Below are 21,003 nucleotides of genomic sequence, written 5' to 3' on the forward strand. Positions count from 1 at the left end.
AGGGGCACCCCGCGTCACGGACTCAACCGGGCAGGTTTGCCGTTTGCCGGCCGAGCCGTGCCAGCAGAAACCGGTCCAGCAACCACACCACCACCAGCGAAGCGCCCACCAGCGGAAACACTACCGCCAGGGCGAGCATGATCACTACGCCGGTCTTCCACCTCGGCAGGTCATGGCGCAGCGGCGGCACACCGAACTTGCCTTCAGGCCGACGCTTCCACCAGATCACCACACCGCTGACGGCGCTGAGCAGAATCATCAGGCAGATCAGCAGGACGACGATCTGATTGAAGGTGCCGAACATCTTGCCTTCATGCAGCATCACGCCGATTTCCGTGGCTCGCGCAACCGTGCCGTAGTGCTCGAAGCGCACATCGGCGAGGACCTTGCCGGTGTACTGATCGATATGCAGGGTGGCGTCGTTGCGCGGGTCGTCGGCGAACACGGCGATGGTGAATACGCCGGTGGCAGTGGTCGGCAAGGTGATGCTGTAGCCGGGTTCGACCTTGCGTGCGCTGGCGATGTTCTGCACGTCTTGCAGGCTGACGTTGGGTGCGGCGGGGCCGGCGTGGGCGTTGCCGTGGGCCATGTGTTCGGCGTGGTCGCCGGACATTGGCATCGGCGTGTTTTCCATCGCCCATGGCACGGTCTGGCGGGTGGCGCTGTTGAGGCTGCGTGCCTCGATGTCGGAGGTCGGCACGTTGTTCCACATCGCTGCTGGAAACACATTCCAGACCTGGGCGTACTGCTTGCCCCAGAAACCGGTCCAGGTCATGCCGCTGAGCAGCATCACCAGCAGCAATGTCGCGCCCCAGAATCCGGTGACCGCATGCAGATCGCGCCACAACACGCGGCCACGACTGCTCAGGCGCGGCCACAGAATGCCCGCCGCCTGACCGCGCGGCCACCACAGAAACAGACCCGACACCACCAGCACCACGCCCCAGCCAGCGGCCATTTCGATCAGCCGGTCACCGACCGTGCCGATCATCAATTCACCGTGAATCGCCCGGGCGATGGCTTGCAGATTCTGCTTGGCATCCTGCTCGCCGAGGATGTCACCGTGGTACGGATCGACGAACACGTTGAGTTCGTGCCCGGCATTTTTCACCACAAACTGCGCGCTGCGCTCAGCGTTTGGCGCCGGCAGGTACTGGGTCACCTGACCTTGCGGGTAAGCGTTTTTCACCCGTTGCAGCAAGTCATCGGCAGGCACCGTGTGATGTCCGGCCGGGACTTCGAGCAGGCTGCTGTACATCAGCGCGTCAAGCTGCGGTTTGAACAGGTAAATGATCCCGGTCAGGGCCAACATCACCATGAACGGCGCGACGAACAGCCCGGCATAGAAGTGCCAGCGCCAGGCCAGGTTGTAGAAATTGGGTTGAGGCTTTTGCATCACGTGTGCTCCGCTGGGCTTGGTTCTTTACGTTGTCTGTTTACCTGTGGGAGCGAGCCTGCTCGCGAAGCGGTTCTTCAGTCGATATCGATGCCGACCGTGGCGCCGTCTTCGCGAGCAAGCTCGCTCCCACATGGGTAGGTGTTGACTGTCAGAAACTCATATCGACTTTGGTCCAGAGCGTGCGCCCCGGTTCATTAATTGCCTGCGGGTCGTTGGCCGGATAGCCGAACCCGGCGTTGCCGGCCAGGTTCAAGTGTTCGGCGTAAGCTTTGCCGAACAGGTTGTCGACGCCGCTGCTGACCTTCCAGTGCTGGTTGATCCGGTACGCGCCGTTGAGCGAGAACACACCGAAGCCCGAGCTCTGGTTGTAGTCCTTGCCGACCACGTTGCCCTTGTTCGCGTCGATGCGGTGCTGCGCGGCGACCACTCGCCACAGTGCTCCAGCGCTCCAGTTGTTTTGGCTGTAAGTCATGCCGAAACGCGCGTCCAGCGGTGGCATCTGCGGCAGGGCTGAGCCGTCGCTGCTGTTCTTGCCCCAGGCGTAGGCCAGGGTCGCATCGGCTTTCCAGTTATCGGTGAGGTTGTAGGCCGCACCGAGTTCGCCACCCATGATCCGCGCGTCGATGTTCTCGGCGCGCGAGGTGCTCATGCCCATCATTCCCGGCGTGTAGTCGAACAGGATGTAATCGCGCACCACGCCGACATAGCCCGATGCCCAGGCTTCGAGGTTGGCGCTCTTGTAGTTCACACCGAAATCGAGCTGGGTGGTTTTTTCCGGTTTGATCGAGTCGAAAGCATTGACCGAACCTGCCGGGCCGGACTTGGGCGAAAACAACTCCCAGTAATCCGGGAAGCGTTGCGCGTGGCCGAGCCCGGCGTAGAGGGTGGTCGGGCTGACGGCCAGATCGTGCTCATAGCGCACGAAGCCACTGGGCAAGGTATCGGCGCGGGTGTGGTCAGCGGTCGGGTTGGGCCGCGACATCATTCCCGACCCGGTGCTCTGGCGGTAATCCCTGGCCGAAGCGCGATCGACCCGGGCGCCAGTGATCAAGCGATCACGCTCAGCGGCGTACCAGGTCATTTCGCTGAACACGCCGTAATTGTGGACGTCGGCATCCTTGCTGTACGGCAGCTCCTTGTACGTATCGATGCCCATCGCACTGCGCTGGCGATGCTCGTTGGTCTGCGCATCCAGCCCGGTGATCAGCTGAATATCCGCCCAGCGCCAGGTCGCCTTGATCCGCGCACCAAGGGTGCGGCGGTCAACGTTGGAGGCCATGGGCCCGGCCATCATGCCGGTGCCGGAAGGTGTGCGCAGGGTGTAGTTGTCCATCACATGGTCGGCGTAGTTGTAGTAGACCTGCGCCTCGAGTTTTTCCAGCACGCCGCTGATGTTGGATTTTTCCAAGCGCAGGCCAAGGCTTTCGCGCAGAAACTGCGAGCCGTCCATGCTACGCCCGGCATAACGCGCCTCGCCGTCGCCCTTGCCGGCGGTGAGCTCGATCAGGGTGTCGGCATCCGGCGTCCAGCCCAGTGCGACATCGCCGTTCCACTTGTCGTAGCGCGAGGCGACGATGTCGTTGTTGCCGTCGCGGTAATCGTCGGAATGCGCGGTGTTACCGATCACCCGCACGTAACCCAAGGGACCGCCGGCAGCGGCGTCGATGACCTTGTCGAAACGGCCGTGGGAGCCGGCCAGGATGCTGGCGTTGACGCGAGTGCCGAGTTCGCCGAAGTTCTCCGGCTCACGGTCGAACAGCACTGTGCCGGCCGAGGCACCGGGGCCCCAGAGCACGGTTTGCGGGCCTTTGATCACGGTCAATTTGTCGTACGTCTCTGGCGAGATGTAGGAAGTTGGCGCATCCATCCGGCCCGGGCAGGCGCCGAGCATCATGCTGCCGTTGGTGAGGATATTCAGCCGCGAACCGAACATGCCGCGCAGCACCGGATCGCCATTGGTGCCGCCATTGCGCACCAGAGCGAAGCCGGGAATGGTCTTCAGATAGTCACCGCCGTCACTGGCCGGCACCGGTTGGCGCGGGTCCTTGGGGTCGGTGACGATCGTCAGTGGTGAACTGGGGGCGATGGCAGTGATCACCGTCGGGCTCAGTTCTTGCGGGTGGCCGGTATGCTCATCGGCCTGTGCCAGCGGTGTCAGCAATACGCCGCAGAGGACGGCGCTGGCATGCCCGAACCGCATCCGCGAGCGGTTCAGGGTGAAAGGCGCGCGGGCAGATTCCGCGCAGGGGACAGCAGTAAACCTGGACATGACAATTTCCATCGAACAGTCGTAAACACCACGGTCGGCAGCCTGAAGCTGTCTTCTCAACCGTGTGCAATCAGAGGTGCGTGTTTACGTGGCGATGGGCGGGGCGCGGGTGCGGGCGCCGGGGAAGAAGGGTTGGCGGGCATGGCCCAAACGCGGGGAGGGTGGGGTGAAGGTGTTGGGTGGCGGGAAGTTGAAAGCGACGAAATCGCCGCCACCGGTAAGTGCCGGGCAATTGAACAGCAGGCTGCAATAACCGCACTTTTCCCACAGCACGTGATGTGAGGATTGCGGCGGGCAGTGCTCGGCTGCGGGCTGGGCTTCATGGCTGCCGTGGTCCATGCCGGGCATGTCCATCGACATGTCCATGCTCATTGGCATCGATGTCGAGGCGTGCTGATCCATCGGCATCGACTGAGAAATCAGTGGGCCGATGAAGATCATCAACATGGCGAACAGGGCGATCCAGCTGCCACGCGTCAGCGTTTGAGCCTGACGGTGATGCGGGACGGGCCTGGCGCGCAACGGGCGCATGTGCGAAGTCAGCCGGGTCTGTTACTGAGCGTGCACGTGGGCCTTAGTGGATTCCGGCGGCTTCTTCTGCACGGCCACTTCAACGTTAACGTCGCCGGCTTTCTCGAAATGCAAGGTCATCGGGAAGCGCTTGCCATCGCTGAGCAGGCTGCGATCGCTCGGGTTGAGCAGCATCACGTGGTAAGCCATCGGCGCAAACGTCACGGTACCGCCGGCGGGGATTTCCACGCTTGGCACTTGCTGCATTTTCATCAGATCGCCCTGCATCACGTGTTCGTGCAGTTGCGCTTCGGGCGCGATGGGCGAGTCGACGCTGAGCAGGCGATCGGCGCTTTTGCCGGTGTTGTGAATGATGAAATAGGCGGCAACGGTCGGCGCATTCGGCGGCAGTTCCTGTGACCACGGGTGGGCGATTTCCAGCGCACCGGCCTTGTATTCGTGGGCATGGGCGAAGCACGCCGGCAAAAGCAGCGCAGCGAGGACGAAGAGTTTCTTCAACATGGCAATTCTCCAGAACGATTTGAAACGCGGATTCAGGACGCGAACAAATCAGACCAGAGGGGAAGCGCGGGGATTGAGACTCGGCCATTGTTGGCGCGGCGTCGGGGCTTGCAGGGCGAAGGGCGCAACGCTGCGGTTGCTTTCAAATTGCGCGAAATACAACTGCGGCGAATGCCCCGGCAGCGCCAGCAATGGCGCTCCACCTGAGCAGCACCAGCAATGCTGCATGTTCGAATGGCTGTCGTTTTGCGGAGCCTTTTGATCGTTGGCGCCGATGTTGATCGCCACCATCTTCATACCGCTGCCGGTACAGAAACTGCTCCAGAGGATCTGCTCGGCCGGTTCGCCGCCCGCCTGCGCCATCGCCCCGCTCAGCGGCATGGCGAGCATGTTGAACAGCACTGCAAAGCAGGCGATCCAGGCAAATGCTAACCGGCGTCGGTTCATGGGACAGGTCCGTTGGGTGGGCGATCAGGCGCGGCTATTTAGCCTGATCAGGGCCGATAAGTAAAAAAGCGTCGTGCGGTTTGGTGTCGCAGCGCGCTACGGGTTGCTCAATTCACAGGGACAGCATGAACCTGCATATTTACACCAAGCGTAGTTCGGATTACCGAGAATATTTTGGCGAGATTATCCATGCTCGGATTGCCTTTCGCTGAGAGCATCCGATGCAAGCTTTTACTGGGTCGCTCGGTTTCCCTTGCGAGCTCTTCAAAACCTACGGTGGCGTTAATGAGGTCGCGCAGAATTATCCTGGCCATCTCTGGCTCGCCATTCAAAAATAAAGTCGCGGCTTCATCCAGCAATGCTTGAGCAAATTCAGGATCACGCTGGGCGCGCTCCGCTATTGAATGTTTGTAGCTTCGAGTGAGAACCATCAAATTACCTCCGGTTCTGTTCAGCTTTTTTTCGAGTACGGAATTCGGCTACCAATGCCTTGACCCGTTTGATGTCTTTCTTTTGAGTAGATTTGTCACCTCCGCCGAACAGAATAATCAGGCGTTTTCCTTCTTGTATCAGATAGATTCTGTACCCAGGTCCCCAATTTATTTTGTATTCACCCAGGCCATCAAACCATTTGATATTTGAAGTATTGCCCAATTCCAACCTGACCATCGCATGAGAGACCTTTGCGGCTGCCTGGACACTCAAAGTAGAAATCCACCGGCCAAACGGGCTTGATTCGTCTTCCTGTACATATTCTTCGAGTGTGATCACGGCTGGCCCTGAAGGTAACAAATAGGTTACTTGTCATGCAAGCTGCGGATCTTGCCTCATGAGAGGATCGCCGCCAACGCGGCAAGTGTTTCCTGAAGCGACAGAAATTCCCGATCAACCCCCGGCAACCCCGGGCGCTTCAACACCAGCACCGGCACGCCACGCTCACGTGCCACTTCCAGCTTCGGCTCGGTGGCGGTGCTGCCGCTGTTCTTGCTGATCAGCACGTCGATCTGCCGGCGCTCGAACAGCGCGCGCTCGTCTTCCAGCAGAAACGGTCCGCGGGCGCCGATCACTTCGCAGCGCGCGTTGCCGGGATAGACGTCGAGGGCGCGCAGCGTCCAGAACTGGTGGGCGGGGATTTCGTCGAGGTGTTGCAGTGGTTCGCGGCCGAGGGTGAACAGCGGGCGGTGGAACGGTTCCAGCGCGGTGATCAGTTCGGCCCAGTCACTGACCTCGCGCCAGTCATCGCCCGCTTGCGGTTGCCACGCCGGGCGCCGCAAGGCCCAGCAGGGAATGCTGGCGAGCTGTGCCGCGCAAGCGGCATTGGCGCTGATTTGTGCGGCATACGGGTGCGTAGCGTCGAGCAGCAGATCGATGCCTTGGTCAGCAATGAATTGCGCCAGACCTTCGACCCCACCATAGCCGCCGACGCGAACCTGACAGCTCAAGTCGCTCGGCACCCGGCCAACGCCGGCGAGGCTGTAGATATGTTGCGGCCCCAATGTGCGGGCAATCGCCAGCGCTTCAGTGACACCGCCGAGCAGCAGGATCCGCTTCATGCAAAACCTCCGGCGTGCCCGACGATCCCGCCCTGGCGATCGATCGCAAACACCTCGACCTGCACCTGCGCAGGCACCACGCTGCGGGCGAAATTCAGCGCATGGCGACATACCTCATCACCCAAAGCAATGCCCGCCGCACTGGCCATGGCCAAGGCTTGTTGGCTGGTGTTGGCCGCACGAATGCCTTGTTGCAATGCCGCGTCCGCGCCAATCGCTGCTGCCCACTCAGCCAGTTGCGGCAAGTCGATGCTCGAATGCCGTGAGTGCAGATCCATATGTCCGGCAGCGAGTTTGCTGATCTTGCCGAAGCCGCCACACAGGCTGAGTTTATCCACGGGTACCTTGCGCAGATGCTTGAGCACCGCGCCGACGAAGTCGCCCATTTCGATCAAAGCGATTTCCGGCAGGTTGTAGACCCGGCGCATGGTGTCTTCGCTGGCATTGCCGGTGCACGCGGCGATGTGCAGATAACCGTTGGTTTTCGCCACATCGATGCCCTGATGAATCGAGGCGATGTAGGCGGCGCAGGAAAATGGCCGGACGATGCCGCTGGTGCCGAGGATCGACAGGCCGCCAAGAATGCCCAGCCGTGGATTCATGGTTTTCAGCGCCAGTTCTGCGCCGCCCTCGACATTGACCGTGACCTCGAAGCCGCCGCCGTAGCCGGTTTCGGCGGCGAGCAAGGTCAAGTGATCGCTGATCATCTTGCGCGGGACCGGATTGATCGCCGGCTCGCCGACGGCCAATACGAGACCGGGTCGGGTCACCGTGCCGACGCCGACACCGGCGTTGAAGCGAATCCCCGGTTCGGCGGACAGTCGCACCTGTGAATAAAGCAGTGCGCCATGGGTGACGTCAGGATCATCGCCGGCATCCTTGATCGTGCCGGCCTCGGCGCCGCCCTCGCTCAGGCGACAGAACTCCAGGCGCATCTGCACCTGTTTGCCCTTGGGCAGCGTGATGTGCACCGCGTCAGCGCCGACGCCGGTGAGCAACAGGCGCGCTGCGGCGAGGCTGGTGGCGGTGGCGCAGCTGCCGGTGGTCAGGCCGCTGCGCAGGGGCGCGGGTTGTTCGGCGGTTTCGTCACGCATCAAGGGGTTTGACCAGTTCGAGCAAGGTGATCGGCAATGCCTGGCGCCAAGTGTCGAACTCGCCGAGCGGCTGCGCCTGGGCGACATGAATGCGCGTCAGTTCACCGCCGTATTGTTCACGCCAGTGCAGCAGGGTGACTTCGCTTTGCAAAGTCACCGCGTTGGCGACCAGACGGCCGCCGGGTTTGAGCTGTTCCCAGCAAGTCTCGAAGACGCCCTCGCGGGTGACACCGCCGCCGATAAAAACAGCGTCTGGACGTTCGAGGCCATGCAGCGCGTGCGGCGCCTTGCCGCGAATCAGTTGCAGGCCGGGCATGCCCAGCGCATCGCGGTTGTGTTCGATCAATTGCTGACGGCCCGCGTCGGCCTCAACCGCAATGGCGCGGCAACTCGGATGGGCGCGCATCCACTCGATGCCGATCGAGCCGCTGCCGGCGCCGACATCCCAGAGCAATTCACCAGGCGTTGGCGCCAGGCGAGCGAGGGTAATCGCGCGCACGTCGCGCTTGGTCAACTGACCGTCGTGACGGAATGCCGAATCGGGCAAACCGGCGAGGCGCGACTGGCTGACGACTCCCGGTTCGGCCAGACATTCGATAGCGATGACGTTAAGGTCAGCAACGGGCGCGTCTTCCCATTCATTGGCGGCGCGGTCAATGCGCCGCTCGGCGTCGCCACCCAGATGCTCCAGAACAGTCATGCGACTTGCGCCGAAACCACGCTCGCACAGCAGCTGCGCAACGGCTGCCGGGCTGCTGCCGTCATTGCTCAGCAGCAACAGACGCACACCGCTGAACAACTGCGCATTAAGCGCCGCCAGCGGGCGCGCCACCAGCGACACAATCGTCACCTCCTGCAACGGCCAGCCCAGGCGCGCCGCCGCCAATGCACACGACGAAGGCGCGGGAATGATCGACATCTCGGCGCTTGGTACCTGACGCGCCAGACTGGCTCCGACGCCGTAGAACATCGGATCGCCGCTGGCCAGCACGCAAACCGGCTCGCCACGCGATTCGAGCACCGGCGCGAGAGAAAACGGGCTCGGCCACAATTGCCGCTCGCCGCCAATGCACGGCGGCAGCAAATCCAGTTGCCGCTGGCCGCCGACGATCCGCGAAGCGCTCATCAGGGCACGCCGGGCGTTCTTGCCCAGGCCCTTGAAGCCGTCCTCACCAATTCCCACGATCGTCAGCCAGGGTGACATCTATATTCCTCTAAACGTGCCGTTCCGACGGGCAGACTTTTCATGCCGCCGGACAAAGCAGGCATAATACCGCGCCTTCGCCCGCGAAGCGCTTCTGCCACGCAACCGGTCAGCCCCTTGAACGAACGCCCGATGTCCACCGCCTTACGCCCCTCGGCCTGCCCGGGGTTGCTGCGTATCGTCCAGGCACTGGACGGCGGTATCTGTCGGATCAAGCTCGACGGCGGTTCGATCAGCGCTGATCAGGCCGATGCGGTGGCCACTGCCGCCGAGCAGTTCGCCAGTGGCGCGATCGAGGCGACCAATCGCGGCAATCTGCAGATTCGCGGGATCGGTGCGCAATCGGCGGCGCTGATCGAGCGCCTGCTCGCCGCTGGCCTTGGGCCAAAAAACGCCGCCGGCGATGATGTACGCAATCTGATGCTCAGCCCGACCGCCGGGATCGATCGGCAGATGCTGATCGACACGCGCCCGCTCGCCGAACAGATCCTTGACACCTTGCAAAGCCATCCGCGCTTCCACGAGCTGAGCGCCAAGTTCGCCGTGCAGCTCGATGGCGGTGAAGCGCTGGCGATGCTCGAGCATCCGCATGATCTGTGGCTGTCGGCGTGCGAGCGTGATGGCGACATCCTCTGGGCATTCGGTCTGGCCGGTTGCCCGACCGATCGCCCGCTCGGCGCCGTGACCCTGGACAACGCTCACGCGCTGGTGGTCGCGGTGCTGGAGTTGTTTCTCGACCTGGCCCGGCCAGAGCAAACACGGATGCGCCATCTGCTCGACGAGTTGCCAAGGCTCGCCTTTCTTGAATCGTTGCGCGAGCGCGTATTGGTCAAGGCGATCAGCAATTGGCAGCGCCCGACGTCGGCAGACGCGCTGCACATTGGCGCCCGGCAGCAAAACACGACGGATCGTTTTTACATCGGCGCGGTGCCGCCGCTTGGACGACTCGATCCGCCGATGCTGCGCGGCGCGGCGCAACTGGCGCGCCAATTTGGCGATGGCAGCCTGCGTTTCACCCCGTGGCAAAGCCTGCTGCTGCCGAACGTGAAGGCCACTGATACCGACGCAGTGCTTGAGCAGTTTCGGGCGTTGGGCCTGTTGGCGACCGCAGCCGAACCGCTGACCCGCCTGATCGCCTGCACCGGTGCCGATGGCTGCGGCAAAGGCCTGGCCGACACCAAACAGGACGCCCGGCAACTGGCGCCGCTGCTGCCGGCGGGACTCAGCGTGCACCTGTCGGGTTGTTCGCGCTCCTGCGCCGCCGCTCACTGCGCGCCAGCCACGCTGCTGGCCGTTGCCCCCGGTCGTTACGACCTCTACTTTCGCGATGCAGCTCAGCCTGGTTTCGGCTCGCTGCACGCCTGCAACCTTACTATTGAAGCGGCCGCGACCCTGCTCGACGCCCGCTCCCGGAGCCCCCTTGATGCTTGATTACATCCGCGACGGTCAGGAGATCTATCGCAACTCCTTCGCGATCATTCGCCGCGAGGCCAATCTGGCGCGCATCCCCACCGATCTGGAAAAACTCGCAGTGCGGGTGATCCACGCGTGCGGCATGGTCGAGGCCGTCGACGGTCTGCAGTTTTCCGAAGGCGCGGGCAAGGCCGGGCGCGATGCGCTGGCGGCCGGCGCGCCGATTCTCTGCGACGCGCGGATGGTCTCCGAAGGCGTGACCCGCACCCGTCTGCCGGCCAACAATCAAGTGATCTGCACCTTGCGCGACGACAGCGTGCCGGAGCTCGCTCGCGAGCTGGGCAACACCCGCTCGGCTGCCGCGCTGGAGCTGTGGCGCCCGCACCTTGCAGGCAGTGTGGTGGTGATCGGAAATGCGCCGACCGCGCTGTTCTATCTGCTGGAAATGCTCGACGCCGGCGCGCCGAAACCGGCGCTGATTCTCGGTTTTCCGGTGGGCTTCGTCGGCGCTGCCGAATCGAAAGCCGCACTGGCGGCCGACAGTCGTGGCGTGCCGTTCGTGATCATGCAGGGCCGCCTCGGCGGCAGCGCCATGGCCGCCGCCGCCGTCAATGCCCTCGCCACGGAGATCGAATGATGCAGGCCAAAGGACGTCTGATCGGCCTCGGTGTCGGTCCCGGTGATCCGGAACTGATTACCGTCAAAGCCTTGCGCCTGCTGCGCGAATCACCGGTGGTCGCGTACTTCGTGGCCAAGGGCAAGAAGGGCAATGCGTTCGGCATCATCGAGGCGCACCTGGTCGAGGCGCAGAATCTGCTGCCGCTGGTGTACCCGGTGACCACCGAGGCGTTGCCGGCGCCGCTGTCGTATGAGCAGGTCATCAGCGATTTCTACGACGAAGCCGCCGTGGCGGTGGCCGAGCATCTGGACGCCGGCCGCGACGTGGCGGTGATCTGCGAAGGTGACCCGTTCTTCTACGGCTCCTACATGTATTTGCATGACCGCCTCGCCAGTCTCTATGAAGCCGAAGTGGTGCCGGGCGTGTGCTCGATGCTTGGCGGCGCTTCGGTGCTCGGCGCGCCGCTGGTGTATCGCAATCAGAGCCTGTCGGTACTTTCCGGTGTGCTGCCCCATGACGAATTGAAACGGCGTCTGGCCGATGCCGATGCGGCGGTGATCATGAAACTGGGGCGCAATTTTCCCAAGGTGCGTCAGGTGCTGGAAGAACTTGGCCTCGCCGAGCGTGCGTTGTATGTCGAGCGCGCGACCATGGCCAATCAGAAGATCGTGCCGATGGATCAGGTCGAGCCGATGTCCTCGCCGTACTTCTCGCTGATCATCGTCCCGGGCGAACGGTGGCAAGGTTGATGAGCCAATCGACTCCCGCCATCGTCATTCTCGGCCAGGGCAGCCTCGCCACGGCGCGGCGGATTCAGCAGGTCTATCCGGCGGCGCAGATCCACGGCCTCGCCGGACGGGTCGAAGGCGCCGACAGCAGCTATCAGGAATTCGGCGCGACTCTGCGCGCGTTGTATCAACAGGACACGCCGATCATTGCCCTGTGCGCGGCGGGGATTGTCATCCGCACCTTGGCGCCGTTGTTGCTGGAGAAAGGCGCCGAACCGGCGGTGCTGGCTGTCGCTGAAGACGGCAGCGCCGTGGTGCCGCTACTTGGCGGGTTGGGCGGAGTAAACGTCATGGCCCGGGAGATCGCGGCGGCGCTGCAAGTGGCGCCGGCAATCACCACCAGCGGCGAATTGCGCTTTGGCACTTGCCTGCTCAATCCGCCGAGCGGCTATGCGCTGGCGGATCTGGAGTCAGGCAAACGCTTCGTTTCCGACCTGCTCGCCGGGCACAGCGTGCGTATCGAAGGCGCGGCGCCGTGGCTGGATCAGGCGCAGTTGCCGCAGGATCCGCAGGCGCAGCGCTCGATTCATGTGAGCAGTGCGCAGCGTGTGGCCAGCGCCGATGAATTGCTGATTTACCCGCGCAGTGTGGCGGTGGCGGTGACTGCTGAAGTGGCGGATCTGGCCAATGTCGTGCGCAATGCGCTGCATGCAGCCACCGTCGCCGTGCCGGCGCTGGCCTGTCTGGTGGCAGCCGACACTGACATGGCTTCGACGAACCTGCGTGAAGCTGCGCTCGAATTGGGCGTGCCCCTGCGCTTCGTCGCCGCGCAAAGCGATCTGCAAACCCTGGCCCGCGTTGCAGTGCCAGCGGCGGATGTGATCAGCGTTGAAAATCTCGCGATCGCGATTGCCGAGCAACCGCTGGACGTGTCGCAGATCGGCCGCCCGCGCGGTCGTCTCGCGGTCATCGGCCTGGGCCCCGGCGCCGCCGATTTGATGGTGCCCGCGGTAAAGGCCGAACTGGCCCGCGCCACCGATGTGCTCGGCTATGAAACCTACGTGCGCATGGCCGGCCCCTTCCGCGACGATCAGGTGCAGCACTGCACCGACAACCGCGAAGAAATGCAGCGCGCCCGCCACGCCTTCCGCCTCGCCGCCGAGGGGCGCTCGGTGATCGTAGTGTCTTCCGGCGACCCGGGCGTATTCGCCATGGCCGCTGCGGTGCTCGAAGCTCTGCACGAATCGGATGACCCGGCGTGGCACAGCGTCGATCTGGAAATCCTGCCGGGTGTCTCCGCGTCACTGGCCACCGCCGCTCAGGCCGGTGCGCCGTTGGGGCATGACTTCTGCGTGATGTCGCTGTCGGACAACCTCAAGCCGTGGTCGATTATCGAGAAACGTCTGGATCTGGCCGCCGAAGCGGACCTGGCGCTGGCGTTCTACAACCCGATCTCCCGCGCCCGTCCGTGGCAACTGGGTCGGGCACTGGAAATTGTTGCCCGGCACCGCACGCCGCAAACCCCGGTGGTCCTGGGGCGTGACATCGGGCGCCCGGGGCAGACATTGCGCACCACGACGTTGGGCGCATTGACCGCAGATCAGGTGGACATGCGCACGATGGTATTGATTGGCTCTTCGACCACGTGCACGTTCACCCGCGCGAGTGGTGGACATTGGGTGTACACGCCACGTTGGTACGGTGAAAAGCCGATTTCATGACATTGCCGGTGTTGTGGCAGAGGGAAGTTGTAAATAACTTCTCTCGTCGTGACATCAGGTCAACACTTGCGAAGTTGAGCCTCTACTTTAATACAAGGCCATGCTCTTTACGGGGGCGTGGCTTTTTGTCATTTATGGCAGAAGAAAAAACGGGCGAAGTTGTTGCTGAATCATGCGGCTGTCGCATTGGAATGTTGATCGATGTTTCATTCGACATTATTTGAGCTTGTTCAAGTTTGAGTGCCCCGTACTTCCTCACTAGTTTGTTGCGACTCAGGACTATTGAATCAAGGAAGAATGCGGATGAGTACTACGCAAAGCCATGCCGACGAACTTACGTTCACCTCGGCTGCAGAATATTCAACCCTCAAGGATGTATTGAGCGAGTTTGCCGGGTCAGGCGAGTACGCGGCGCTGGCCGAGTCTCATGAAGTTGCCAGCAACACCGCCGCGGTGGTTGAAAAACTGTTGCCGGTGAAACTGTTTCAGGAACGACTCGAGGCCTTGCTGGATCGCAAGTCTACCCCGCTGCCCATGGGCATCCACGGGATACGAAGCCGGTTGAATCGCTATGTGGCGAGATTGGCAGCGACGGTGGACATGCTCAACGGCGTCGCCCGGCCCGTGCCGAACATCATGCATTTCGTTTGGGTCGGCGGCAGTGAGGTCGGCGCCAATCAGCGCGATTTCATGAACATCTGGCGCCAGGTGCTGGAGCCGCAGGGGTATCGGTTCAATCTCTGGTACGACAGTGATGCACTGCTCGCTTTTGAGATGAACAGGGTGATTCTGGACAGCGCAAGAGCGGATGCGATGGCGTCGGGAGGCGACCAGGTCACCTCGCCCGACCAGTTGTCGCAGATGATTGAAGACCGCGCGCGGGCATTGAAACATCAGATGTTCGACTTCCTGAACCAGCCGCAATGGGCTGGTCGGGCGGACGAGGCGCGTATCGAGCTGATGGTTCGCGCTTACGGCAAGGATCACGCGACGCTCGAGGCGTTCCGGCAGCGGTGCCTGGAAACGCATCAGGCCATGGCCGGCACGGACCTGCAGCTGCGTGACGTTCGCCACGAGTTCGCCGGGCACTTTTTAGAGGATGTCTATCAACGCGAAGTGTCCCTGCGCGGCAATTTCGCCGCCGCGAGCGATGTCGTGCGGCTGCAGGCCGAGTATCTGCAGGGAGGGCGTTACAGCGACATGGATTACTTGCCGCCGCTGGCCAAGACGTTGGGCGGCGTGGATATCAGCGGTTTTGATGACAAGCAGCGACTTTGGGTCTTGAAACTGTTGCTGGATCACAATCAAGCGTTGATGCCCGGGCGGGATCGGAACCGTTATACGGCGATTACCGGGAAAGTTCCCGCTCGGCATGAAGAGGCGCTCACCACTTTTGCGCGCGGTAAACCCGGGATTCAGCAGATTTTCGTCGCACCACAGGACAACCTTGTGCCGCACGATGCCCTTCGCCTGGGAACCGCCGAGGGCCGTGCCGATCGCGGAGAAATGAATGCGCATTTCATCGCTCATCCGGGCAGCGCGATGACCCTGGCTTACATGCAGATGATCCGGGTCAATTATGACTGCCTTCTAGAGGCGGAGCGCCGCTTGCTCGCGGCCGGCATCGATATTGCGGACCAGGCACGGGCGTTGCCAGTCATTCAAAATGTGGTCAATGAAGCGGCGTCGGCGGGCAAGTTTCCGAAATCCAGTATTCACTATGCTTCAGGGAAGTTGACCGAGGCGATCTGCACTTATTATCGGGACGGTATTCGAGTCAATGCCGTGGGCACCATTACGCTTACCGGGCCGGGTGCGGGGGCGGCAGGACATGTCAGATACATCGAACAGCGTGTGCCAGCCGATCAGATTGATAAGGTTCGTGATCGCCTCAAATTGCTTGAGGGCTATAACGTTTATACGGAGGAGGAGCGGATCTCCGGCTGGACAGTGGGTGGCGATGAAAACAAGTGGCTTGAGAACGAGCAGGAAAAATGGCGCAGCGGCAAACTCAAGTCACGTTACGTCGGGCAGTTGGCGGATCTGCTGAGGCCGCAGACGCTGACCTTCAAACAAGGCTGGCCGGTGATCGAGGGCAAGCCAGTGCTGTTGACCTCGGTGCTGCAACAGCTGATGGATGACTTGGGCGAACCGTTCATTCGCGCAATGAAAGACAAGTTGAGCGGCGACATCACTTTTACCCAAGCGTTTTCCATCGGTTTCGATACCCGCCAGCAGATTCTTGCCCAGCCTGCTTTTGAATTGCCGCCGTCTCTCGGTGCCGAGTCCACCAGTAACCTGAACGAACTGTTGGTTCGGGTGGCCCGCGGCTCGCTTGTTGTCGAACAACTCAGCCCGTTGCTGCGCGTAATGCTGGGTGGGATGTTCGGCGCGGCGAGTCTGGATATCGATGGCTTTGCCGGTGCATGGAAAGAGCTGTCGAGCCTCGCCGCGCGAACCGCCGACGATGGGCTGTTTGCCCGCTACAACGCTATCGAAAATGCCTTGCGCCAGTCCGCGTCACCGGCCTTCAAGGCTGGCCTGGCAAGCGCTGAACCGTCCACCACGTACACGGCCCGCGAACTCAAGGTGCGCGCCTTGAGCGATCCATTGACGGTGCGTCAGTGGGGCGAGCGTATCGCCCGGATCAACAGTACGGCGCGCCGTGAATATCACGGGCAGATTCTGCGCAGCGGTGAGGCGGTTCGTACCGAACTGTTTGACGCAGGCGCCATTTCCGCGAGGAAGGTGCCGCAGGATCTGCTCATGACCACGCCGGGCGATCCAGGTCGTCGCTGCTATCCGCTGGCACTGATGGTGGCGGCGGCGCTGGTCGGTGGCGAAGCGGCCGAGCGAGCCCTGATCGGCCGGGTGGCGAATGTCAGTCACGCTGCAGAGGACGCCGACTCGCGGGCTTTGCTGGCGGCGCTGGACGAATTGCAGACGGAGCCGCTGACAGCTGTCGGCAAGCTCCAGGGCCATCAGAGCCTGGACACCATCGTACAAGCGCTCGAGGCGAAAAGCGCTTCGACCGTCATGCTGCTCGACACCGGCAATCACGCGCTGCTGATGGCTAAAATAGTGGCAGGCAGCCAGACGGTCTACCGGTTTTACGAGCCGAATTTCGCGATCTACGGATTTGCACGGGTAGAGCAGCTTAAAGAGGGCATGCAGCGTTACCTGAGCAGAGATGAGGGAGCGATGGCCCGGTTATACGGTCTCGCGGAGGGCGACCGTGCGCGGTTCAATGTTGTCGAGCTCGATACCACAGCAATCGCGGACAAAACGCTGTTGACGAATACGCGGCTGGACAGCTTTTTGCACAACGCGCCGATTGTCGATCCCCGGGGTACTTCGGTCTGGGAAAAACAAGCCGTTGCACGCCAGCGATCGCTGAGTGAAAACGCCCGGATGGGCGCCAGCCTTGCGCAACAGGATGCACGTTACTGGGCTCAGACATTCGAACAGGCCACCGGTCAGCTACGTGCCGATAACAGGTTGGGCGCAGAGTATCTGCCGCTGCTGGAAACGCTGCAGAAGAATCCTGACGCGGGTTATAGCGTGACGCTGGTGGATGCGCGCGATCCGCAAAACGCCCGGGTCGTCACCACCACCGACGCGCGCTTTGGCAAAATCCAACAGCATATCCAGCGTCTGGTGAAGACCCTTGCCGGCAAACCTGCGACAGCGGGCGAGGCCGACGGCGGCAGTCGGTTGAGCTTTGCCTTCGCGATCCAGACGCTGATTACCGAGATGCGCCATCGTGAATACCAGGCCGGGGCAGAGCAGGTGCCGGCGTTGTCGATTGCGCTGCAGGTGCAGGTCTATGTCAGTTACGCCCAGTTAGGTTATGGCGTACTGAACGATGCGGTACAGATCGTCAGTCTCGTCCGTCAGGTGGCTGCCAGTGAGCAGGCCCTGGCGCTGCGCCAGTCATCGCTGTCCGGGCGGTTGCTGGGCCGGGCCACGGTCGCGGCCGGGATTGTCTTCTCCGTCGTCAACATAGGTTTTGACCTCTACGGCCTGGCAGTGGCAACCAATCAGGAACAGCGTTCACGGTTGGCCACGCAACTGGTGTTCAATGTCGCGGCCCTGGCGCTGGACATCACCGCATTGGCGGTTGGCGGAGCGGTAGGCGGTGCCGCAGCGATTCTGTCGGTACCGCTGCTCGGCGTCGGCATCGGCGTGGCGGCGATCGCCAGCAACCTGGGACAGATCAGCGACAAGGCCAAAGGCGTGGGCGCACACTTGCGCAAGATCCAGGACGCCTACGGCCCCGGCGTTTACACACGCAAGGACGGTGCGCTTAGTTTTGAGCCCGAAGCGGTCATCACCGAACTGGACTTGCAAAACAACCGGATCCGCTTCGACAGTCAGAAGTTCTACCCCATGGATCGCGGCGGCCTTGAGCTGCCGCAGTTCAACAATCACCCGACGCGACTGCACCAGGCGATCGATATCCGCCAGACGCTCGGATTGCCGCAAGTGGTCAGTCTGATCCGGCCGGCGCCCGGTGATGTACAGACGGTGGTGCTACCGTGCACACCGCAGTGTTACTTCGGTTATGAGTACCAGGTCGGCACGTCCGGTTATGCCTATGAGCCACAGCCTGGCGAGTTGGAGCGTGAGCCCCGGCAAGCAAGCGAAAAGGCCTCATCGGGTCTGCTCAACGCCTTTTTGCCATTTGGCGGGTTGGCTGACGAGCTCAGCGAGCCATTCATGCAAACCTGGTATCCGAGCCTGCGCAACCGCACCGTGAACAAACTGGAATACGACGAGCATGGCAACCAGCGTTTCTATTTCTTCGCCAACACGCCGATCCCGCACATTCTCTACAAGCTATACCCGTTCAATAAACCCACCCGGATTGTCGTGACGCTGGACGAGCAGGTGCGCCAGTTGCTGGTGCCAACCTTGCCGGCGGAGTGGAAAGGCTGCATTTCCTACGAGATCTTCACCCGCTCGCCGGGGGCTCGCCAGCTCTGGTTGACCCCCGGCCTGGTGGCCGTTTCCCTGCGTAATTACGCGGCGACCCAGTGGGTGCTTCATGCGCCGTGGGTCAGCGAAAACAGAGTGCGATTTGCAGAATCGTTCCTCAGTGTCGATGGAATACGGATTGAAGGTCAGGTGGACTTCATCCAGCTCAACAATGGCGAGATGTTCAATCTCGACTGGAAAGAACAGCGGCTGCTGCTGGTGTCGGTCACCCAGGAGCAACAGGATTCGCAGGCTGCGCTGCTGGCACGGATTCGAAAGCGGGTGGCCGAGCGACGCGTTTCGGCGGCTTACGTGCCGTTATACAAATTTCGCGTGCCGATGAGCTTCGCCCCTCGCCACCTGCTGGTCACCGCCTTTTATGACTGGCGCATGCGCGGCTGCTGTATGCGCGCAACCTGCCCGAAAATGTCAGTGACGACGTTGCATTGGCTGCGGCCAACGCCGGGCAGGCATGGTTTTACCATCCCGAGCATGCGACGGTCTGGCGGGTCGATGCGATCACCGGCACGGTCAACCATCGCTACCGACTGATGAACCCTGCCAGTGGTGCAAGAATCATCGGTTGTGAGCAGACGGCCGACGGCCTGCGCGTCCGGCAAAAGATGCTTGAGGTCAACGGTGGGGTAGAGACCACGTTCGAGTACCAGCTGTCGGAGTATTCTGTAGTGCTTACCGGCATTCATACCTCAGCCGCCTGGAGCGATTACACACCGAGGCGTACGGCGGCTTACTGGCGTTCCCTGGTGGATCGCTTCAAGACGCCGCGCACCTATGCCGATGGCACGTCTGGCATGGCGTCGAGTCTGAGCGCATGGGGCTGCGCCGGGTTCGTGCAGATCCGCAGCCATGAGCAGCAAACGTTGCGGGATCTGGGCTGGATCCGCCTGGCTGACCAGTTGCATTTCCAGTTGGCCCACAGCACCGGGCTGAAGCTGGACACGGTTCTGCTGAGCTGGAATGACGGTTTGGGTGATCAACCGCTGTTCTACAGCAAACAGGCCCGATTGCTGCGCCGCGGGGCTGAATCGGCGGATGGGCAAGTCATCGCCGAAGATGTTATCGATGTCAGCTCATTCGCTGAACGTTATATCGCCACCCGGAAAGACGGTCGGCTGTTTGAGGTCGACAAGCGAGGCGAGTTGCAATTCGTTGGCGTCGGCCTGCACTGGCTGCGCAGCAATACCGACTGGCTCGCTGCGTTACCGGCGCTGGCCGATGCCCATCGAGATGCGCCGTTTGCGATCATCGGACTGAGCAATGTTTCCGGCCTGCACTCAGTGGCGGCGTGGTGTATCGGCGCAAAAGTGCTGCTCGCCGATGTCGGTGAAGGTAAAGAGCTGGCATTGCTCGGGCTGACCCCGGACAACCAGGCCGCCTGGTTGCTGGATGTCTCGGCCGGGCAGCTCTATCGCCAGACGCTGGTGCAGATCCAGGCGTTGCGCGCAGCGTTTGCCAACGGGCAGCGGTTACTGGATCGCACGTTATTGCCAATGGCGGAAAAAGTCTGGGGGCAATGGGCATTCGCCGAGGTGGTGACGCAGGGGCAAGGATTGCTCGGCCGCACCCGCCAGGGGGTGAACCTGGAGCTGCTCGATCAACAGCCGGCCCGTATCGTCGGCGTCGAAAAACAGTGGTCGTTTATCGCCGGGCAGACCGCCGAGCAATTACAGGCCCGCTTGAAGGCGTTATTGAGCGGCCAAGCCCATGCAGCGGTTTTGCAGGTCGAAGACTCTATGGGGCGCTACAAGTACTTCGTGCCGGAACTGGATCGACTCTTCGATGTTTCGGGCCGGGCCGATGGTCAGTGGTCGGAGTTTCTTGGCGCGCGCAACACGTCGGTGGCGATGCTGTTCGACCCGATTGACAATCTGATCTACAGTCGGGGAGCGGTGAACGGTATCTGGGTAAAAGACAGTTACGCCCGGCGCGAAGGCGAGATCCTGGCGCTCGATGTGAGTGGTGAGGTCACCGATCTTATGGCAATGCTGCCTGACGGAGTCGAAAAACTGATTCTGACCTTTGGTGCCAAGGCATTGAGCTACCGGATCTCGGAACAAGCCTGGCAACGGCTGGACTGCATCGTGGTCGATCGCCAGGTCCCGCAAGGCGCTGCCGACATGCGTGTCTGCACTCTGGTGCTGGACATGGTTGCTGCCGAGCATTTGTTGGTGTCGCTGGTCGACGGGCAACTGGTGTTCTCGGATCCGGACACGGCCCACAGTCTGATCGTGCGTAACGTCACACCCGGCAACGACGAGTCGGGCCGGCCGATGCAGATAACCATCAGGCTTGGCGGGGTGGATTACCAGCGAGGTGTCGAAGAGTGGCTCAACGCGCTGTCACAAGTACATCCCGATCAAGAGGTGGCAACTCTTGAGAGACTCATCAAGCAACTTTCCTGAGATATAAGTCGAAACTTAAAAGTTGAAAATGGTCGTGAGCGGAAGTTTGCGACCATTTTTTATTTAATGGGTTTGTTTGTTTGCGATTGTTTGCATGCTAAAGATATTGAGTGGCTCGCTGAAA

16 protein-coding genes are annotated in these 21,003 nt (G+C 61.8%); 6 read left to right on the plus strand and 10 right to left on the minus strand.

What is annotated here, in order from left to right; genetic code table 11:
• Positions 1-22: 22 nt before the first annotated feature.
• From AC0Z4S_RS05920 to cbiE, 10 genes are all read right to left on the minus strand, one after another.
• The gene (locus AC0Z4S_RS05920) at positions 23-1,396 is read right to left on the minus strand and encodes a PepSY-associated TM helix domain-containing protein (RefSeq protein ID WP_485622386.1); all 1,374 of its coding nucleotides are present in this window, start codon (positions 1,394-1,396) and stop codon (positions 23-25) included.
• Between the two features lie 151 nt (positions 1,397-1,547).
• Positions 1,548-3,668 carry a TonB-dependent copper receptor gene (locus AC0Z4S_RS05925; RefSeq protein ID WP_485622387.1) on the minus strand — a complete coding sequence of 707 codons (2,121 nt, stop codon included), beginning with the start codon at positions 3,666-3,668 and terminating at the stop codon, positions 1,548-1,550.
• An 84-nt stretch (positions 3,669-3,752) separates the two neighbouring features.
• Complete coding sequence (locus AC0Z4S_RS05930) at positions 3,753-4,199, minus strand: DUF2946 domain-containing protein (protein WP_485622388.1); 447 nt, start codon at positions 4,197-4,199, stop codon at positions 3,753-3,755.
• 21 nt (positions 4,200-4,220) lie between these two features.
• Positions 4,221-4,700 (minus strand): copper chaperone PCu(A)C, encoded by a 480-nt coding sequence (locus tag AC0Z4S_RS05935; protein ID WP_485622389.1) that lies wholly within the window; start codon positions 4,698-4,700, stop codon positions 4,221-4,223.
• 48 nt (positions 4,701-4,748) lie between these two features.
• Complete coding sequence (locus tag AC0Z4S_RS05940; RefSeq protein WP_485622390.1) at positions 4,749-5,147, minus strand: DUF2946 domain-containing protein; 399 nt, start codon at positions 5,145-5,147, stop codon at positions 4,749-4,751.
• A 107-nt stretch (positions 5,148-5,254) separates the two neighbouring features.
• The gene (locus tag AC0Z4S_RS05945; protein ID WP_485622391.1) at positions 5,255-5,578 is read right to left on the minus strand and encodes a helix-turn-helix domain-containing transcriptional regulator; all 324 of its coding nucleotides are present in this window, start codon (positions 5,576-5,578) and stop codon (positions 5,255-5,257) included.
• Positions 5,579-5,582: 4 nt separating this feature from the next.
• On the minus strand, positions 5,583-5,918 hold the full coding sequence (locus tag AC0Z4S_RS05950; protein ID WP_186547518.1) for a type II toxin-antitoxin system RelE/ParE family toxin: 336 nt from the start codon (positions 5,916-5,918) through the stop codon (positions 5,583-5,585).
• 56 nt (positions 5,919-5,974) lie between these two features.
• The gene (locus AC0Z4S_RS05955; protein ID WP_485622392.1) at positions 5,975-6,700 is read right to left on the minus strand and encodes a cobalt-precorrin-6A reductase; all 726 of its coding nucleotides are present in this window, start codon (positions 6,698-6,700) and stop codon (positions 5,975-5,977) included.
• Positions 6,697-7,794 carry a cobalt-precorrin-5B (C(1))-methyltransferase gene (locus tag AC0Z4S_RS05960; RefSeq protein ID WP_485622393.1) on the minus strand — a complete coding sequence of 366 codons (1,098 nt, stop codon included), beginning with the start codon at positions 7,792-7,794 and terminating at the stop codon, positions 6,697-6,699. The genes AC0Z4S_RS05955 and AC0Z4S_RS05960 overlap by 4 nt, the downstream gene beginning before the upstream one ends.
• Entirely contained in the window at positions 7,787-8,998 is a 1,212-nt protein-coding gene (gene cbiE / locus AC0Z4S_RS05965) for a precorrin-6y C5,15-methyltransferase (decarboxylating) subunit CbiE (RefSeq protein WP_485622394.1), read from the minus strand. The genes AC0Z4S_RS05960 and cbiE overlap by 8 nt, the downstream gene beginning before the upstream one ends.
• 132 nt (positions 8,999-9,130) lie before the next feature.
• Here cbiE and cobG point away from each other — a divergent pair, with 132 nt between their 5' ends.
• From cobG to AC0Z4S_RS05995, 6 genes are all read left to right on the plus strand, one after another.
• Positions 9,131-10,429, plus strand: a complete 1,299-nt coding sequence (cobG, locus tag AC0Z4S_RS05970; protein ID WP_485622396.1) for a precorrin-3B synthase — start codon at positions 9,131-9,133, stop codon at positions 10,427-10,429.
• Positions 10,422-11,048, plus strand: a complete 627-nt coding sequence (locus AC0Z4S_RS05975) for a precorrin-8X methylmutase (protein WP_485622397.1) — start codon at positions 10,422-10,424, stop codon at positions 11,046-11,048. The genes cobG and AC0Z4S_RS05975 overlap by 8 nt, the downstream gene beginning before the upstream one ends.
• On the plus strand, positions 11,045-11,779 hold the full coding sequence (locus AC0Z4S_RS05980) for a precorrin-2 C(20)-methyltransferase (protein WP_408005089.1): 735 nt from the start codon (positions 11,045-11,047) through the stop codon (positions 11,777-11,779). Before AC0Z4S_RS05975 ends, AC0Z4S_RS05980 begins: the two co-directional genes overlap by 4 nt.
• Complete coding sequence (gene cobJ, locus AC0Z4S_RS05985; RefSeq protein ID WP_485622398.1) at positions 11,779-13,479, plus strand: precorrin-3B C(17)-methyltransferase; 1,701 nt, start codon at positions 11,779-11,781, stop codon at positions 13,477-13,479. The genes AC0Z4S_RS05980 and cobJ overlap by 1 nt, the downstream gene beginning before the upstream one ends.
• A gap of 303 nt (positions 13,480-13,782) precedes the next feature.
• Positions 13,783-19,008 carry a TcdA/TcdB pore-forming domain-containing protein gene (locus AC0Z4S_RS05990; protein WP_485622400.1) on the plus strand — a complete coding sequence of 1,742 codons (5,226 nt, stop codon included), beginning with the start codon at positions 13,783-13,785 and terminating at the stop codon, positions 19,006-19,008.
• Complete coding sequence (locus tag AC0Z4S_RS05995; protein ID WP_485622401.1) at positions 18,903-20,879, plus strand: hypothetical protein; 1,977 nt, start codon at positions 18,903-18,905, stop codon at positions 20,877-20,879. Before AC0Z4S_RS05990 ends, AC0Z4S_RS05995 begins: the two co-directional genes overlap by 106 nt.
• Positions 20,880-21,003 lie beyond the last annotated feature (124 nt).

The sequence above is a fragment of the Pseudomonas sp. 1L-B-1-E-C1 genome, assembly GCF_057291835.1.

Excerpts from the sequence above, each read along its gene's own strand:
- AC0Z4S_RS05920 (WP_485622386.1), bottom strand. The coding sequence starts at position 1,396 with ATGCAAAAGCCTCAACCCAATTTCTACAACCTGGCCTGGCGCTGGCAC.
- AC0Z4S_RS05925 (WP_485622387.1), bottom strand. The coding sequence starts at position 3,668 with ATGTCCAGGTTTACTGCTGTCCCCTGCGCGGAATCTGCCCGCGCGCCT.
- AC0Z4S_RS05930 (WP_485622388.1), bottom strand. The coding sequence starts at position 4,199 with ATGCGCCCGTTGCGCGCCAGGCCCGTCCCGCATCACCGTCAGGCTCAA.
- AC0Z4S_RS05935 (WP_485622389.1), bottom strand. The coding sequence starts at position 4,700 with ATGTTGAAGAAACTCTTCGTCCTCGCTGCGCTGCTTTTGCCGGCGTGC.
- AC0Z4S_RS05940 (WP_485622390.1), bottom strand. The coding sequence starts at position 5,147 with ATGAACCGACGCCGGTTAGCATTTGCCTGGATCGCCTGCTTTGCAGTG.
- AC0Z4S_RS05945 (WP_485622391.1), bottom strand. The coding sequence starts at position 5,578 with ATGGTTCTCACTCGAAGCTACAAACATTCAATAGCGGAGCGCGCCCAG.
- AC0Z4S_RS05955 (WP_485622392.1), bottom strand. The coding sequence starts at position 6,700 with ATGAAGCGGATCCTGCTGCTCGGCGGTGTCACTGAAGCGCTGGCGATT.
- AC0Z4S_RS05960 (WP_485622393.1), bottom strand. The coding sequence starts at position 7,794 with ATGCGTGACGAAACCGCCGAACAACCCGCGCCCCTGCGCAGCGGCCTG.
- cbiE (WP_485622394.1), bottom strand. The coding sequence starts at position 8,998 with ATGTCACCCTGGCTGACGATCGTGGGAATTGGTGAGGACGGCTTCAAG.
- cobG (WP_485622396.1), top strand. The coding sequence starts at position 9,131 with ATGTCCACCGCCTTACGCCCCTCGGCCTGCCCGGGGTTGCTGCGTATC.
- AC0Z4S_RS05975 (WP_485622397.1), top strand. The coding sequence starts at position 10,422 with ATGCTTGATTACATCCGCGACGGTCAGGAGATCTATCGCAACTCCTTC.
- AC0Z4S_RS05980 (WP_408005089.1), top strand. The coding sequence starts at position 11,045 with ATGATGCAGGCCAAAGGACGTCTGATCGGCCTCGGTGTCGGTCCCGGT.
- cobJ (WP_485622398.1), top strand. The coding sequence starts at position 11,779 with ATGAGCCAATCGACTCCCGCCATCGTCATTCTCGGCCAGGGCAGCCTC.
- AC0Z4S_RS05990 (WP_485622400.1), top strand. The coding sequence starts at position 13,783 with ATGAGTACTACGCAAAGCCATGCCGACGAACTTACGTTCACCTCGGCT.